This is a genomic window from Pseudomonas sp. SbOxS1, from assembly GCF_013416725.1.
GTDB lineage: Bacteria > Pseudomonadota > Gammaproteobacteria > Pseudomonadales > Pseudomonadaceae > Aquipseudomonas.
Window position 1 is genome coordinate 378,729 of the sequence record NZ_JAAVXC010000003.1, and the last position, 16,269, is coordinate 394,997.

Annotated in this window: 12 protein-coding genes; 4 read left to right on the forward strand and 8 right to left on the reverse strand. The window is 60.1% G+C overall.

Translation table 11 applies throughout. The annotated features are described in order from the left end of the window. Positions 1 to 95 precede the first annotated feature (95 nt). The gene (locus HFK74_RS06045; RefSeq protein ID WP_180202743.1) at positions 96 to 1,277 is read right to left on the reverse strand and encodes a CaiB/BaiF CoA-transferase family protein; all 1,182 of its coding nucleotides are present in this window, start codon (positions 1,275 to 1,277) and stop codon (positions 96 to 98) included. A gap of 143 nt (positions 1,278 to 1,420) precedes the next feature. Beyond that, positions 1,421 to 2,755 carry a dicarboxylate/amino acid:cation symporter gene (locus tag HFK74_RS06050; RefSeq protein ID WP_180202744.1) on the reverse strand — a complete coding sequence of 445 codons (1,335 nt, stop codon included), beginning with the start codon at positions 2,753 to 2,755 and terminating at the stop codon, positions 1,421 to 1,423. Between the two features lie 339 nt (positions 2,756 to 3,094). Here HFK74_RS06050 and HFK74_RS06055 point away from each other — a divergent pair, with 339 nt between their 5' ends. Next, entirely contained in the window at positions 3,095 to 4,093 is a 999-nt protein-coding gene (locus HFK74_RS06055; RefSeq protein ID WP_180202745.1) for an AraC family transcriptional regulator, read from the forward strand. Positions 4,094 to 4,101: 8 nt separating this feature from the next. Here HFK74_RS06055 and HFK74_RS06060 read toward each other — a convergent pair whose 3' ends face one another. The 3 genes from HFK74_RS06060 to HFK74_RS06070 form a co-directional block, all read right to left on the reverse strand. Then, entirely contained in the window at positions 4,102 to 5,445 is a 1,344-nt protein-coding gene (locus tag HFK74_RS06060; RefSeq protein WP_180202746.1) for an ATP-binding protein, read from the reverse strand. Next, a complete protein-coding gene (locus HFK74_RS06065; protein ID WP_180202747.1) occupies positions 5,442 to 6,119 on the reverse strand; it encodes a response regulator in 678 nt (225 codons plus the stop codon). Before HFK74_RS06065 ends, HFK74_RS06060 begins: the two co-directional genes overlap by 4 nt. Before the next feature lie 115 nt (positions 6,120 to 6,234). Then, positions 6,235 to 6,837: a hypothetical protein gene (locus HFK74_RS06070; RefSeq protein ID WP_180202748.1), complete on the reverse strand. Its 603-nt coding sequence runs from the start codon at positions 6,835 to 6,837 to the stop codon at positions 6,235 to 6,237. 147 nt (positions 6,838 to 6,984) lie between these two features. Between HFK74_RS06070 and HFK74_RS06075 the strand changes: the two genes are divergently transcribed. After that, positions 6,985 to 7,776 (forward strand): dienelactone hydrolase family protein, encoded by a 792-nt coding sequence (locus HFK74_RS06075; protein WP_180202749.1) that lies wholly within the window; start codon positions 6,985 to 6,987, stop codon positions 7,774 to 7,776. 92 nt (positions 7,777 to 7,868) lie between these two features. Further along, complete coding sequence (locus HFK74_RS06080; protein ID WP_218953560.1) at positions 7,869 to 8,594, forward strand: 4'-phosphopantetheinyl transferase; 726 nt, start codon at positions 7,869 to 7,871, stop codon at positions 8,592 to 8,594. Positions 8,595 to 8,698: 104 nt separating this feature from the next. Here the strand turns inward: HFK74_RS06080 and HFK74_RS06085 are convergent, their stop codons facing one another. Next, positions 8,699 to 10,309: an ATP-binding protein gene (locus HFK74_RS06085; protein WP_180202751.1), complete on the reverse strand. Its 1,611-nt coding sequence runs from the start codon at positions 10,307 to 10,309 to the stop codon at positions 8,699 to 8,701. Then, the gene (locus tag HFK74_RS06090; protein ID WP_180202752.1) at positions 10,306 to 11,028 is read right to left on the reverse strand and encodes a winged helix-turn-helix domain-containing protein; all 723 of its coding nucleotides are present in this window, start codon (positions 11,026 to 11,028) and stop codon (positions 10,306 to 10,308) included. Before HFK74_RS06090 ends, HFK74_RS06085 begins: the two co-directional genes overlap by 4 nt. Before the next feature lie 748 nt (positions 11,029 to 11,776). On the opposite strand from HFK74_RS06090, the gene HFK74_RS06095 reads away from it, so the two are divergent. Next, the gene (locus HFK74_RS06095) at positions 11,777 to 14,671 is read left to right on the forward strand and encodes a ribonucleoside-diphosphate reductase subunit alpha (RefSeq protein WP_180202753.1); all 2,895 of its coding nucleotides are present in this window, start codon (positions 11,777 to 11,779) and stop codon (positions 14,669 to 14,671) included. A gap of 221 nt (positions 14,672 to 14,892) precedes the next feature. Here HFK74_RS06095 and flgE read toward each other — a convergent pair whose 3' ends face one another. Then, positions 14,893 to 16,242 (reverse strand): flagellar hook protein FlgE, encoded by a 1,350-nt coding sequence (gene flgE, locus HFK74_RS06100; protein WP_180202754.1) that lies wholly within the window; start codon positions 16,240 to 16,242, stop codon positions 14,893 to 14,895. Between the last annotated feature and the right edge of the window lie 27 nt (positions 16,243 to 16,269).

Below are 16,269 nucleotides of genomic sequence, written 5' to 3' on the forward strand. Positions count from 1 at the left end.
CTTTTCGCCAGCAGGCTGGTTCCCACAGGGGATCATCGGTGCGCCACAAACCCATTGTGGGAGCCAGCCTGCTGGCGAAGGCGATCTATCAGGCGCTAGAGCACCACCTTGGCACGCCGCAGCTCGGCGACCCGCTCAGCGCTGAACCCCAACTCCCCCAACACTTGATCGGTATGCTGCCCCAGTGCCACACCAATATGCCTGGGCTGCGGCAACCCGCCTGAAAACTTCAACGGGCAAGCCATCTGCGCCTGACTCGAACCATCGCCCCGCGGCACTTGCGTCACCAGCTCCCGCGCCTGCAACTGCGGATGTCGCACTGCCTCAGCCAGGCTCAATACCGGCTCGACGCAAGCATCAAGCTCGGCAAACAGCGCGCACAGCTCGGCAAAGTCATGCTTTTCGAACTCGGTCTTCAACGCATCCTTGAGCTTGCGTTGCTCTGCAGGTTGTGTAGATAACCCAAGGCTCGCCCACTCCTCCAACCCCAGCGCCGCACACAACTGTGTCATGAACCCCGGCTCCAGGCTGCCCACCGACAACCAGCGCCCATCCCGGGAACGGTAATAGTCATAGAAGCTGCCACCATTGAGCATCTGGTCTTCCCGGCCTGGTTCGACACCACAGGCCAAGTACCCGGCGCCCGCCATGGCGTTCAGGCTGAACGCGCAATCGGTCATGCTCACATCAAGATGCTGCCCCTGCCCGGTTTGCTGTCGAGCGATCACGGCGGCCAGCAGGCCGATGACCCCGTGCAGCGAGCCACCGGCAATGTCCGCCACCTGCATGCCCAACGGCAGCGGCCCGCTGTCGGCGCGACCGCTGTAGCTCGACAGCCCGGCGAGCGCCAGGTAATTGATGTCATGGCCGGCGCGGTCCTTGTAGGGGCCGGTCTGGCCGTAACCGGTGATCGAGACATAAATCAGCTTCGGGTTGATCGCCTTCAAGGCTTCATAACCCAGGCCCAAGCGCGCCATGACGCCAGGACGGAACTGCTCCAGCACGATGTCGTGGTCCTGCAATAATTGCCTGATCACCTCCAGCGCTTCGGGCTGCTTGAGGTCCAGGGCCAGGCTGCGCTTGTTGCGATTGAGGTAGGCATGGCTGGCCGATACGCCCTGGTCGTGCGGCGGCAGCACGCGCAGCAGGTCCATGCGGGCCGGCGATTCGATGCGCAGCACCTCGGCGCCCATGTCCGCCAGCAATAGCGAAGCGAACGGCCCCGGCAGCAATGTCGAGAAGTCCAGAACCTTGAGTGATGCCAATGGACCGAGCATGAGCGTTCTCCCTGGATGATGCCCCAGCCTAGGCAGCCAAGCGCTTTGCAGCAATCACCTTATGCGCCACATGCAATGACCGTTGCGCTCAAATCCCGGGCAAGAAAAAACCCGCCGTAGCGGGTTTTTCATGACGACAAGGCTTACTTGGCGTTAGTCGGGGTTACCGCTTCGACGTGGCCCAGAACATCGTCCTTAGGCTCGTCGGCAATGCCGCGACCGCCAGACGCCAGCTCCGATTGCAGCACATCGGTGTCCAGTTCCTTGACCCACTTGGCCACAACGATGGTGGCAACGGCGTTACCGACCAGGTTGGTCAGTGCACGGGCTTCGGACATGAAACGGTCGATACCCAGGATCAGCGCCAGGCCGGCAACCGGCAGGTGGCCTACGGCGGACAGGGTCGCCGCCAGTACGATGAAGCCCGAACCGGTCACGCCTGCAGCGCCCTTGGAAGACAGCAGCAACACCACCAGCAAGGTGATCTGGTGCGTGATGTCCATGTGGGTGTCGGTGGCCTGGGCGATGAACACAGCCGCCATGGTCAGGTAGATCGCGGTACCGTCGAGGTTGAACGAATAGCCGGTAGGAATAACCAGGCCAACCACAGACTTCTGCGCACCCAGACGCTCCATCTTGATCAGCATGCGTGGCAGCACCGACTCCGAAGAGGAAGTACCCAGCACGATCAGCAGTTCTTCACGGATGTAGCGGATCAGTTTCAACACGCTGAAGCCGTGGGCGCGAGCGATACCACCCAGCACGATCAGGATGAACAGCAGGCAGGTGATGTAGAAGCAGGCCATCAACTGGCCCAGTTGCACCAGCGAGCCAACACCGTAGGCACCGATGGTGAACGCCATGGCACCGAAGGCACCGATTGGCGCGAGCTTCATGATCATGTTGATGATGTTGAACATCACGTGGGCGAAGCGATCGATGAAGTCCAACAGCGGCTTGCCGTAGGCACCCAGGCGATGCAGGGCGAAACCGAAGATCACCGAGAACATCAGCACTTGCAGGATATCGCCCGTGGCGAACGCACCGACGATGGTGGACGGGATCACGTTGAGCAGGAAGCCGACGACGCTTTGATCAGCACCGGCCGAGACATATTGAGCAACCTTGGAGGCATCCAGGGTGGTCACGTCGATGTGCATGCCGGCGCCCGGCTGAGCGATGTTGACCACCACCAGGCCGACCAGCAGCGCGATGGTCGAAACGATCTCGAAATACAGCAATGCGTAACCGCCGGTCTTGCCGACCGACTTCATGTCCTGCATGCCAGCGATACCACTGACCACGGTACAGAAGATGATCGGCGCGATGATCATCTTGATCAGCTTGATGAACCCGTCACCCAGCGGTTTTACCGCCACACCGAGCTGTGGATAGTAGTGACCGAGCAAGATACCGATGACAATTGCAACGATCACCTGGAAATACAGGGATTTGTACAGTGGCTGACGAGTCGTCATTGCAAAGTTCCTCAAGAGTGCGCGGCGACAACATCCATCTGTTGCCCACCCCACCTCAATGGCGAACCCTCCTGCACTGGAGGGATTTGTTTTTTCGAGCTGCGCGACGGCAGGCATCTGCTGGTTCTATCGCAAGGCCCGTGCCACCTTGTGCGAAAAGCCTGTAAGCCTTCTGACATCAAGGGCTGCAGGTTTTTCCGGGTCATCGCGCGACGTTTGCGCAATGGCGGATTTCCGCCCACCTGTCGAATCACACCCTGTAATCTGGCGGATATCCGCCTTGTTCATGGCTATGAAGCGCGGCTACCATCCGTCGCTCAATGGACGGACTTGCCTGCTATGCGCGAACGCACCATCGCCAGTCATTTCGCCCGTGCCGTCCTCGGTGGGGCGCAACGGCGTGGCTACGATTATTCAAGACTGTTGCAGCAATTGGGGATCAGCCCCGAGTTGCTCGAGGAGCCTCGGGCGCGCATCCCTCCAGAACAATTCACCCGCCTGATCCAGGGACTTTGGCTGGCACTGGACGATGAGTACCTGGGTTTCGGGCAAGGTGTCAGCAAGCCAGGCAGCTTCGCGATGATGTGTCATGCCGTGATCCATTGCCGCAATCTGGATAAGGCACTGCATCGCGGATTAATGTTTTATAGCCTATTCCCGGACGCCCCGCGCCTGACGCTGGCGCGCGAAGACGAAATGATTCGTCTGAGCCTGGATGACTCACACCTCTGGGACCCGGAACATTTCCTCACCGAGAGCCTATTGGTGATCTGGCATCGCTTCGCCAGCTGGTTGATCGGCCAGCGTATTCGACTGGAACACGCCACGTTCAGCTACCCGCGACCGGAACATGGCGCCGAATACGAGCTGCTGTTCTCGTGCCCGCTCGAGTTTTCGGCGCAACAGAGCAGCCTGCTGTTTCACGGCCGCTACCTGAACATGCCACTGCTGCAAGATGAACGCACGCTGAAGCAGTTCCTTGAACGCTCGCCTGCCGATCTGTTATCGCGCCCGGATGAAGGCCACAGCCTGAGCAGCCAGTTGCGACGCTTGCTCAGCCGCGACCGCTCCCCCTGGCCAGACCTGGAGGCCGTGGCTGCGCACCTGCATATCAGCCCGCAAACGCTACGCCGGCATCTGCGTGAAGAAAACACCAGTTTTCAGGAGCTGAAGGACCAACTACGCCGCGACATTGCCATTTATCACCTAGGCCGCAACGACTTGCCCTTGCAGCAGATCGCCGAGCAATTGGGGTTTTCCGAACCATCGGCGTTTCACCGGGCATTCAAGAAGTGGACCGGACTGACGCCGGGGGCCTATCGGGCCCGGGAAAACTGAGTTCAAGATCACACCAGCGGAAACTGGATACGGAAGGCCGCGCCGCCCAGGGGCGAGTCGCCCAGGGTCAATTTTGCGCTATAGCTTTCGATGATGTCCTTGACCACCGCCAGGCCAATACCCTGCCCCGGATGCTGGCGGTCCAGGCGTTCACCGCGCTGCAGAATCCGCGTGCGCTGATCGAGCGGGACGCCTGGACCATCGTCTTCCACGCATATCTCGATACCGTCGAGGGTGCGCACGCTGATGCGCACTTCGCTCAGGCACAGTCGATAAGCGTTCTCCAGCAGATTACCCAACATTTCCAGCAAGGCGCCCTGCTCGATAGGGACCCGGCACTGCTCCGGCAAATCGAAGGTAACCTGCACCCGTTTGTCGCGATAGACCTTGTCCAGCGTATCGCAAAGGCTCTGCAACACTGGCTGCAGGCGTACCTGATGGCGCACCAGGCCGCTTTTGCGCAGGCTGGCGCGCTGCAATTGGTAACTGATCTGCTGGCTCATGCGCTCGATCTGGGTCTGCAGTACCCAGGCCTGATCCCGATCCTCAGGGCGTTGCGCCATGCCTTCGCTGACCCCCTGCAATACCGCCAATGGGGTTTTCAGGCTATGGGCCAGGTCGTCGAGGGAATCGCGATAACGGCTGCGCTGTTCGCGCTCGCTGTGCAGCAGGCGGTTGAGGGAGCCGGTCAGGCGCAGCAGTTCACGCGGGTGTTGTTCGCTCAGGCTTTCGCGGGTACCGCTTTCGATTTCGTCCAGTTCCTGGCTCAGCCGGCGCAATGCCTGCAACCCCCAGGTCAGGCCCACCCATAGCAACCCCAGAAGCACCAGCAAGGCGGCGCCGAATCCCAGGTACAGGTTGTCCCGCAGGCCGGCGAGCGTGGCATCGTATTCATGCGCCGGTTGCAACGCGACGAAGCTGAACGCCGCACTTTTGCCGCCGAGCAACTTGACCTCGACGTCATAGACGAAGAATTCCCGGCCATTGTCCTGGCGAATCCTGGCGAATTCATTACCGCGCCCGTCGTAACGCGGCTTGTAATTGATGTTCTCGTCAAGGGTGTCTTTCGAGCGCCACACCAATTGGCCTTCACGGCTGTAGATGTAACCGAGCAAATTGCCATCGGCCAGGTTGAAGCGCTCATCAGGCAACTGTTCCGGCATCTGCAAGCGGTCGTTCTCGACCCGTGCGGCAGAGATCAACGTGGTGACGTCCGACGCCAGTCGCTGCTCGATGGCGTCCTGCAACGCCAGGCTGAACGCGCCCTGCATCGCCGGCAACAATGCCAGCATGAACAAGACCGCCAGGATCGTGGCGGCGAGCATCAGGCGAAACCGAAGAGAACCGATCAAGTGCAACGCTCAGTGAATAGATAGCCCAGGCCACGCACCGTATCAATTGGCTTGAAACCGGACTTACCTTCGAGTTTGCGACGCAGACGGCCGACCAGCACTTCGATCACGTTCGGATCGCGGTCGTCATCATCTGGATAAAGCTGTTCCATCAAACGGTCCTTGGGCACCACCTGCTGATGGTGGCGCATCAAGTACTCGAGAATCCGGTACTCATACGCGGTCAATGCCAGTGGCTGCTCATCCAGGGACGCCTGCTTGCGATTGAGGTCCAGCAGCAGCGGCCCGGCAACGATCGTTGACTGGGTAAACCCGCTGGAGCGACGCAGCAACGCATTCAGCCGAGCCTCGAGCTCTTCAAACTGAAAGGGCTTGACCACATAGTCGTCGGCGCCGGCAGCAAGGCCTTCCACCTTATCCTGCCAGTTGCCGCGCGCGGTGAGGATCAGGATTGGAAAGGTCTTGCCCTGCGAGCGTAACTGACGGATCAGATCCAGCCCACCCATGCCCGGCAACCCAAGATCGATCACCGCCAGATCGTGATTGAACTGCTCAGTCTGATACAGCGCATCGACGGCGTTGGCCACGGACTCGACCACATGGCCGCTATCCGTCAGGCGGGTTTGCAGGTGATGGCGCAACAGCGCTTCATCCTCGACGACCAGCAGTTTCATGTCCCTCTCCCAGGCAAATCAAATACGCCAGAGGCACGATCGACGCACCTCCGGCTGACAGGCCGTGGCGGATCAATCGCCTGGATTGATCCGCCACGGCGGTCACTCACGCTTGTCAAAAAGCGTAGTTGGCTGAAAGGTAGGTCTGTGCGCTGCTGGTCAAGCTCAGCGAACCTTGTTTGCTACCACCTCGCTCGCTCATTTCGGTGCTGGCGTTGCTGCGCAGGTAACGGTACCCCAGTTCAACCGACGTGTTTTGCGAAACCTGTTGCAGAATCCCTGCCTGTGCGCCAATGGCGTAACCGATGTCGCTGTCGCGGCTGAAGCCTGGCGATTCCTGGGTCATTTTGGTCAACCCGGCCGAAGCGCCACCAAACAGCTTGGTGCCAGCACTCAACGGATGGAACAGATCGTAGCTGCCCAGCAGGCTTTCCTGACGCAGTTTAATGCCATTGTGCGAACCCGACACGTTATCGTAAGTGGCGTAGTAGCGGCCCTGGCTGTTTTGCTGGCCCACACGCAAGCCCCAGGTGTTGTCCTTGCCGATCACGCCGTCGGCGTTCGGACGGTCGAGGTTATCGTTCAAGGCGTGGGATTTTTTGATCTTGTCGCTGGTCTGCCCATAAGTAAGGCTGCCGAAATTGTCGTTGGAAGCGAACGCTGCAGTGCTCGCGCCGAAAACGGTGAATGCCAGCAGCAGTTTTTTGAATCCAGTCATGGGTGAAGCTCCTCAAGAGTTGGCGTTGTTTTGGCTACGGGGCAAGATTACTCACGCCGCCCTGAACTCCCCCTGAACAGCCGCTTAACCTGAGCTGAACCATATCCACCCAGTTGTTTCGATGATTTTCTTGCAGGAGATCCGACCATGCGCATGCTCTTCGCCCTCTTCTTGCTCGCCGTCAGCGGGCTGGCCCAGGCCGCCATCAAGACTCAGGAAATCCCGTACCAAAGTCCCGACGGCACCCGGATGATTGGCTATTACGCCTTTGACGACGCGATAAAAGGTCCGCGCCCCGGTGTCGTGGTGGTGCATGAGTTCTGGGGGTTGAACGACTACGCCAAGCGCCGCGCCCGCGACTTGGCCAGCCTGGGTTACAGCGCCCTGGCCATCGATATGTATGGCGACGGCAAGAACACCGAACACCCCAAGGACGCGATGGCTTTCATGCAGGCCGTGCTCAAGGACAACGCGATTGCCAGCGCGCGGTTTCAGGCGGGACTCGACTTGCTCAAACAACAGGCGCAAACCGATCCGAACAAGCTAGCCGCCATCGGCTACTGCTTCGGCGGCGGCGTGGTGCTCAATGCCGCTCGTCAGGGTGCGCCTCTGGCCGGGGTTGTGAGTTTCCATGGCGCGCTGGTCACCAATACCCCTGCGACACCGGGCAGCGTCAAGGCGAAAATCCTTGTCGAACACGGCGCCCAGGACAGCCTGATCACGCCGGAAAATGTCGCTGCTTTCAAAACCGAGATGGACAAGGCCGGCGCCGACTACCGGTTCGTCAGCCTGGACGGCGCCAAGCACGGTTTCAGCAATCCCGATGCCGATCGCTTGAGCCATGGTGATCATGGCGGGCCGGACATTGGTTACAACAAAGCGGCGGATGAAAAATCGTGGGCGGATATGCAGGCATTTCTCAAGAAGATCTTCAGCTGAACGGCTAGACACGGTGGCGAGGGGATTTATCCCCTCGCCACAAAGCCCTCAAGCACTACCCAGCATCAAGGCAACCCGGCAAAATGCCCGACATGAATTCAGTCCCCGCCCTGCCCGCCTGCTGCACGCCCCTCGATGCCCATTGGCCGCTGCCGTTGGTGCTGCCCGATACTGTGCTGTTGAGTACCCACTTCGATACTTCGCGACTGCTCAGCGATGACTTCCAGCGCAGCGCCATTGAGGCGCCAGCGAGCATTCAGCGCTCGGTGGCCAAACGCCAGGCAGAATTTCTCGCCGGGCGGATCTGCGCCCGTGCCGCCCTGCAACAACTGGAGGGCCTGAATTTCAGCCCGGCCATCGGTGATGACCGGGCGCCCGTCTGGCCGGCGCACATCACCGGTTCGATCACCCATAGCACCGGTCGGGCCGCGGCCATCGTCGCGAACAAAACCCATTGGCGCGGCTTGGGAATGGACATGGAAAACCTGCTCAATGCCGAACGCGCCGAACGTCTGGCCGGGGAAATCCTCACCCCGCCGGAACTGCAGCGCATGGCCGCCGGGCGTCGCGATCAGCTTGCGTTACTGGTCACCCTGACTTTTTCAGTGAAAGAGAGCCTGTTCAAGGCGCTCTACCCGATCGTCCGGAAACGTTTCTACTTCGAACACGCCGAGTTGCTGGAGTGGACCGAGTCAGGTGAGGTGCGATTGCGGTTGCTGACCGACCTGTCCGGCGAATGGCGCAACGGCACCGAGCTGCAGGCGCAGTTCGGGGTCAAGGATGGGCAGTTGTTGAGTCTGGTCAGTATCAAGGCCTGAAGATTTCTGCTGTTTGTATGGGACTCTTCGCGGGCAAGCCTCGCTCCTACAGTTCTACGTCGATCACAACATGGAGACCGACACAAAAACGTAGCGAAGGGTCCTCACCGCTTCTCCTGATTCCTCGGCCAGCTCAAGCTGAAACATGCGCCGCCCAGGCTTTTGCTCCTGCCGATCAACGCCCGGCCGTCGTGCCAATGGATGATCCGCCGCACGATCGACAAACCCAACCCATGGCCGCCCGAGGCCCGGGTGCGGCTGTCGTCGAGTCGCAGGAACGGCGTGAAAATTTTCTCCCAGGCCATTTCCGGTACGCCCGGCCCATCATCTTCAACATCCACCCGACAGCGCTGCTGCCCCACCTGATAACTGATAGTGACCCGCGATTGAGCATGGCGCATGGCATTGCTCACCAGGTTCTGCATTGCCCGATGCAGGTAGCGTGGCTCGGCCTCGACCCAAGCGTCGTCGCAGTCGGCGGCCGACAGGCACAATCCTCGCTGCACCGTGACGTCGGCGCGCAAGGGTGCCAGCTCTTCGATGACCTGATTGACCAAGGCATCCAGATCGATACGCTGAAAATTCAGTGCTGGGGAGCCTTGCTCCAACCGCGCGTAAGTCAGCATCTCGTCGACCAGGCGGTCGAGGTCCTCAATATCGTGGTCCATGCCTTCGCAGTATTTTTCCAGGGCTTGCGGGGTCTTGGCCGAGCCGATCATTTCCAGGCCAAAACGCAGGCGCGCCACCGGCGTGCGCAATTCGTGGGACACGGCACGCACCAGCTCGCGCTGAATGGCCAGCAGCTGTTGCAGGTGCTCGGCCATGCCGTTGAACGCCGACGCCAGTCGCCCCACCGAGTCCGCACCGCGCGTTGGCACCCGGGTTTCCAGGCTGCCCTTGGCGATCCGCGTCGCCGCCGCTTCCAACCCTCGCAAGCGACGCTCCAGTTGCCGCACCAGCAGATAGACGATCAGGCCGATCAGGCTCAGCCCCAGTGCGGCAATCAACACCAGCCACTCTGGCGGATAAGGATTCATCTGGTACAACGGGCCGATTTCCAGCACCCACGGCGTGCCGACCATGCCTGCGAACACCCGGATCGAATCGCCCTCCTTGCCCAGCGCCATCACGGTGTCGCCCTCGGACACCCGGCGGCTCTGGTCTTCATCCATGTCGGCTTCCTGGACCGTGACCAGGCGCAAATCGAAGCCAAAACCCTTGTCCTGTTTCAATTGCGCCAGGCGCCCCGGTTGTTCGCCCACGGGGTAGCGCACCAGCTCGTCTGCCAACAGGTAAATCGTCGCCCGGGCGAGTTGTTCGCTGATCTGCTGGACGTCACCGGTGAGCACAAGCTGCTCCTGGTCACTGACCAGACGGTAGACCCTGGCCGCATGCGGGCCGGTCTTCTCCACCAGGGCCTGGCCGCGCAGGACGCGGGTGCGCTGGGTAAGGTCGAGGTCGGTCTGGGCAAAGGTTTTCAGCGCCAGCGGAATCCCCAGCAGCCGCTCCCACACCAACAACGCCCGGTGACGCTCGGTCTGGTTCATCGGTTGCAGGTTGTCGGCCATCAGCGAAAAGGTGCCGTGGGCCAGTCTCTCGCGGTACTGCTCGCCGCGCACCTGGTTGAGCAGGTGCAAGGCCAGCACGCCGAGTACCGCCACCAGTATCAACGCGGCGCACATGCCGCCGTAGATCCGCAGGAAGATCGAGTTCACAGGGTCGGGTCTACGCAGGCCTCGGGAACAAACAGGTAGCCTTTGCTGCGCACGGTCTTGATCAGTCGTGGATGGTCCGGGTCATCGCCGATCTTGGGGCGGATGCGCGAGATGCGCACGTCGATGGAGCGGTCCTGGCCGTCATAGCCGATGCCGCGCAACGCGGTGAAGATTTCTTCCCGGGACAGGATGCGCCCGGCGTTGGCCACCAGCAGCCAGAGCAAGTCGAACTCGGCGCTGGTCAGTTCGATGCCGTTATCGTGCAGCCAGGCTTCGCGCAATGCATTGTCCACCACCAGCGGGCCGAATTGCAGGCGCCGTTGTTTTTCCGGGGCCACCTCCGGCGTCTCGCTGCGTCGCAGCAATGCCTGGATGCGCGCCAGCAGCAAGCGCGGGCGCACCGGCTTGCACACGTAGTCGTCGGCACCCAGGTCCAGGCCTAGGATCTGGTCGGTGTCGTCGGTGCGTGCGGTGAGCATCAGGATCGGGCCGTCGTAACGGTCACGCACCTTGCGGCAAATGCTCAGGCCATCTTCGCCTGGCAGCATCAGGTCGAGAATCACCAGGTCCGGTTGTTCCTTGATGATGCGGGCCGCCGCCAGCGCACCATTGCCTTCGATCGATACACGCAGGCCATTGGCTTGCAGGTAATCACGCGTCAGTTCGGCCAGACGTTGATCGTCCTCCACAATCAATACCTGCCAGGCTTCTTGCTCCACCGGTGACCTCTACTTGCCAGAACACTTATAAGGAAGGATCCGCCCGTCTTTTTGTAATGATAGGGGTGGATAAATTGCATACACGCTGACCGATTGTATAAACGTCGCCCACGCAGAACACAAGCCGGTAAATGCGTTCGGACAACAGAGTTTTTTGTGATAGGGTTCGCGCCCTTAAAAATCCGCTCGAGTGTTTTCGCGGCTTGAAAATCGATGAAAAAAAGCCGGGTCCAGCAGCATCGCGGCCTGCACGCCGATTCCGTTCACAACACACAATTTACGCACAGGTTTATCCACAGGTAGTACGTTGCAATCACCCCCCAAAACGCATTATCTTGTAGCCCAGCGTAAAAAAAACCCTAGATGTAGGGTTTTTCATGAAAAACCAAACACAAACCGGATACCAAATTCAAGCGCTTTTATTGCCTCTTTCCGGTTGAACCAAACGTAATTTCCAAAGCCCAAAACCGCGCGCGCGGATGGCTACTGTATTTCGGCCCATGGGGTGAAAAACGGTACGGGTGTTGCAGTCACGACTGCCACCTCCCAACTGTCATCTCAAAGGACCAAGGTCTCAGGCCCAAGGCGTGAGACCAAGACTTCGGCATGGAAGCGGCGCCCAATAGCCCCCTTCCTACTGTCCCGAAGTTGTTATGCCCGGCCTTGGCCGGTTGTAGTGCTTCAGGACGGAACGGTGGGCACCGTGATGGTGCCCAATCAAACATAGAGAATGTGGAGACACCCCCCGATGCAAACCGACACAACTCGCGAGAACCCGCAGGGCACCTTGCCGCAGGCCGCTGATTCGAATTCGGATCTGTCCGCCACCGCGCCGGGCCAGCTGCGTGTGATCAAGCGTAACGGCACTGTCGTTCCTTACACCGATGACAAGATCACCGTCGCCATCACCAAAGCGTTTCTTGCAGTTGAGGGTGGCACCGCTGCCGCTTCGTCGCGCATCCACGACACCGTGGCCCGCCTGACCGAACAGGTCACTGCCACCTTCAAGCGTCGCATGCCATCGGGCGGCACCATCCACATCGAAGAAATCCAGGACCAGGTCGAACTGGCCCTGATGCGTGCCGGCGAGCAAAAAGTCGCTCGTGACTACGTGATCTACCGTGACGGTCGCTCGAAAGAACGCGCCGCTCACGCCCCGGCCGAAGCAGCGGTCGACGCTCACCCGTCGATTCGCATCACCCGCGCCGACGGTAGCCTGGCGCCGCTGGACATGGGCCGCCTGAACACCATCGTCACCGAAGCGTGCGAAGGCCTGGAAGAAGTCGACGGCGACCTGATCCAGCGCGAAACCCTGAAGAACCTGTACGACGGCGTGGCCCTGACCGACGTCAACACCGCCCTGGTGATGACCGCCCGTACCCTGGTCGAGCGTGAGCCGAACTACTCGTTCGTGACCGCGCGCCTGCTGATGGACACCCTGCGTGCCGAAGGCCTGGGCTTCCTCGGCGTCGCCGAGAGCGCGACTCACCACGAGATGGTCGACCTGTACGCCAAGGCCCTGCCGGCCTACATCGCCAAGGGTATCGAATTCGAATTGCTGAACCCGGTCCTGGCCGACTTCGACCTGGAAAAGCTCGGCAAGGCAATCAACCACGAGCGCGACCAGCAGTTCACCTACCTGGGCCTGCAAACCCTGTACGACCGTTACTTCATCCACAAGGATGGCGTGCGCTTCGAACTGCCGCAGATCTTCTTCATGCGCGTGGCCATGGGCCTGGCGATCGAAGAGAAGCAGAAAGAAGACCGTGCGATCGAGTTCTACAACCTGTTGTCGTCCTTCGACTACATGTCGTCGACCCCGACCCTGTTCAACGCCGGTACCCTGCGTCCGCAGCTGTCGAGCTGCTACCTGACCACCGTGCCGGATGACCTCTCGGGCATCTACCACGCGATCCACGACAACGCCATGCTGTCGAAATTCGCTGGCGGCCTGGGCAACGACTGGACCCCGGTTCGTGCGCTGGGTTCGTACATCAAGGGCACCAACGGCAAGTCCCAGGGCGTCGTACCGTTCCTGAAAGTAGTGAACGACACCGCCGTCGCCGTTAACCAGGGTGGCAAGCGCAAAGGCGCTGTGTGTGCCTACCTGGAAACCTGGCACATGGACATCGAAGAGTTCATCGAGCTGCGCAAGAACACCGGTGATGATCGTCGTCGTACCCACGACATGAACACTGCCAACTGGATCCCTGACCTGTTCATGAAGCGTGTCTTCGATGACGGCAAGTGGACCCTGTTCTCGCCATCGGAAGTTCCGGACCTGCACGACCTGACCGGCAAGGCCTTCGAAGAGCGCTACGAGTACTACGAAGCCCTGACCGAGTACCCGGGCAAGGTCAAGCTGTTCAAGACCATCCAGGCCAAAGACCTGTGGCGCAAGATGCTGTCCATGCTGTTCGAAACCGGCCACCCATGGCTGACTTTCAAAGACCCGTGCAACCTGCGCAGCCCGCAGCAGCACGTGGGCGTGGTCCACAGCTCGAACCTGTGCACCGAGATCACCTTGAACACCAACAAGGACGAGATCGCCGTTTGCAACCTGGGCTCGATCAACCTGCCGAACCACATCGTGGGCGGCAAGCTCGACACCGCCAAGCTGCAACGCACCGTGAACACCGCTGTGCGCATGCTCGACAACGTGATCGACATCAACTACTACTCGGTGCCGCAAGCGAAGAACTCCAACTTCAAGCACCGTCCAGTCGGCCTGGGCATCATGGGCTTCCAGGACGCGCTGTACCTGCAGCACATCCCTTACGGTTCCGACGCCGCCGTCGAGTTCGCCGACAAGTCCATGGAAGCGGTCAGCTACTACGCAATCCAGGCTTCCTGCGACCTGGCTGACGAGCGTGGCGCCTACGAGACGTTCCAGGGTTCGCTGTGGTCCAAGGGCATCCTGCCACTGGATTCGCAACAGATCCTGATCGAAGCCCGTGGCCAGAAGTACATCGACGTCGACCTGAAGGAATCCCTGGATTGGGCACCGGTTCGCGCCCGTGTTCAGAAAGGTATCCGTAACTCGAACATCATGGCCATCGCACCGACCGCAACCATCGCCAACATCACGGGCGTATCGCAGTCGATCGAACCGACCTACCAGAACCTGTATGTGAAATCGAACCTGTCGGGCGAATTCACCGTGATCAACCCGTACCTGGTTCGCGACCTGAAGGCTCGCGGCCTGTGGGACTCGGTCATGATCAACGACCTGAAGTACTACGACGGTTCGGTGCAGCAGATCGAGCGCATCCCGCAAGAACTCAAGGAGCTCTATGCAACCGCGTTCGAAGTGGACACCAAGTGGATCGTCGACGCGGCCAGCCGTCGTCAGAAGTGGATCGACCAGGCTCAATCGCTGAACCTGTACATCGCCGGCGCTTCGGGCAAGAAGCTGGACGTGACCTACCGCATGGCCTGGTACCGTGGCCTGAAAACCACTTACTACCTCCGTGCCCTGGCCGCGACCAGCACCGAGAAGTCGACCATCAACACTGGTAAGCTCAACGCTGTTTCCAGCGGTGGCAACCACGGTGACGACTCGGTCCTGGCAGCACCCGCCGGCCCTGCTCCAGTGCCGAAGGCTTGCGCCATTGACGAGCCGGATTGCGAAGCTTGCCAATAAGCTGAGCCGGTAACATAAAAAACCCCCGACAGGCCCTTGGCTTGTCGGGGGTTTTCTTTTGCCCATGAAAAAGATCGCAGCCTCGCTTCGCTCCGGCAGCTCCTACAGGGGTCACATTTCAATGTAGGAGCTGCCGAGCGAAGCGAGGCTGCGATCTTTTGATCTAAAAAAAAGCCCCTCTTGCGAGGGGCTCCTTGTGCAACGCTTTGAGCTAACCCGCATCAGGCCATTTGAATGATGGTCTGCATGATGGTGCTCTGGGTAGAGATGGTCTTGGCGTTCGCCTGGTAATTGCTCTGCGCCTTGATCAGGTCGACCAGTTCATTGGTCACGTTGACGTTGGACTCTTCCAGGGAGTTGGAGCGGATCGTACCCAGCGAGCCGGTCTCCGGCGCATCGTAGCCCGGGATGCCCGAGGCGTAGGTTTCTTTCCAGCTGGTGCCGCCGACGGCCTGCAGACCTTGTTCGTTGGTGAAGCTGGCCAACGCCAGTTGGCCAATCGGCTTGGTCTGGTAGTTGCTGAAGTTGGCCAACAGCACACCGCTGCCGTCGATGGTCAGGTTGGTGATCTGACCCGTGGCATAACCGTTCTGCACGGGAATGGAGCGCGCGGTGTCGGCGTTGAACTGAGTCGTGTTACCCATGGCAATCGTCAGGCCGTCCGGATCGGCGGCTGCACCATTGGACGTCCAGACGCCATCCTTGACTGTGCCCGGGGTCCAGTTGGTGATTTTCAGCTCATTACTGATCACCGGGGCAGGCGTTGGAACGGTCGGAGGCACGGTGGGTGGAACCGGCGTGCTGACCGACACCAACTTGCCCGATGTGTCGAAGGTCATGGTCGAAGCGATTGGCGGAGTCGCCGCGTCCGTCGGGTCGCTGCCGTCCGGATTGCGATCGTCGATCAGGGTATAGGTATCCCAGGTGTTGGGCCCGGTCTTGACCATGTATTGATCCATGGTGTGCTGGTTGCCCTGGGTGTCGAACACCGGAGTACTGAACTGCTTGCTGAAGGTCTCCGACTTGCTCGGGTCGAACTTGTTGGTCGCCACCGTCTGATCGATCACGGCAGACGTAGAGTTCAGGTTGATCGTCGACGACACCGTGGTGGTGGATTTCGGCGCCAGGTTGGAGGTGTCGATGCGCAGGTCAGTCAATACGCCGTTGACAATCTTGCCATTGCCATCAACACCGTAGCCTTGCAGGCGCGAGGTACCATCGCTGTTGGTGACGTAGCCTTCCTTGTCGACCTTGAACGTACCGGCACGGGTGTAGGACAGCGAGCCGCTGTTGTTCAGTACGAAGAAACCTGAGCCATTGATGCCCATGTCCAGCACATTACCGGTGGCGCTGATATCGCCCTGGGTAAATTGCTGGGAAACGTTGGCCAGACGCACGCCGCTGCCGACGACCTTGCTACCCGTACCCAGTTTGGTCGCCGAGTACACGTCTTCGAATTCTGCGCGGGACGATTTGAAGCCGGTGGTTGCCACGTTGGCGATGTTGTTACCGGTGACGTCCAATTGTTTACTGGCGGCATAGAGACCGCTAAGGCCGACGTTGAAAGACATATTCCACTCCTTTTGTGCCGCGTTAGC

Coding starts and splice junctions, on each gene's coding strand:
- HFK74_RS06055 (WP_180202745.1), top strand. CDS start 3,095: ATGCGCGAACGCACCATCGCCAGTCATTTCGCCCGTGCCGTCCTCGGT.
- HFK74_RS06065 (WP_180202747.1), bottom strand. CDS start 6,119: ATGAAACTGCTGGTCGTCGAGGATGAAGCGCTGTTGCGCCATCACCTG.
- HFK74_RS06080 (WP_218953560.1), top strand. CDS start 7,869: ATGAATTCAGTCCCCGCCCTGCCCGCCTGCTGCACGCCCCTCGATGCC.
- flgE (WP_180202754.1), bottom strand. CDS start 16,242: ATGTCTTTCAACGTCGGCCTTAGCGGTCTCTATGCCGCCAGTAAACAA.
- HFK74_RS06070 (WP_180202748.1), bottom strand. CDS start 6,837: ATGACTGGATTCAAAAAACTGCTGCTGGCATTCACCGTTTTCGGCGCG.
- HFK74_RS06095 (WP_180202753.1), top strand. CDS start 11,777: ATGCAAACCGACACAACTCGCGAGAACCCGCAGGGCACCTTGCCGCAG.
- HFK74_RS06050 (WP_180202744.1), bottom strand. CDS start 2,755: ATGACGACTCGTCAGCCACTGTACAAATCCCTGTATTTCCAGGTGATC.
- HFK74_RS06045 (WP_180202743.1), bottom strand. CDS start 1,277: ATGCTCGGTCCATTGGCATCACTCAAGGTTCTGGACTTCTCGACATTG.
- HFK74_RS06075 (WP_180202749.1), top strand. CDS start 6,985: ATGCGCATGCTCTTCGCCCTCTTCTTGCTCGCCGTCAGCGGGCTGGCC.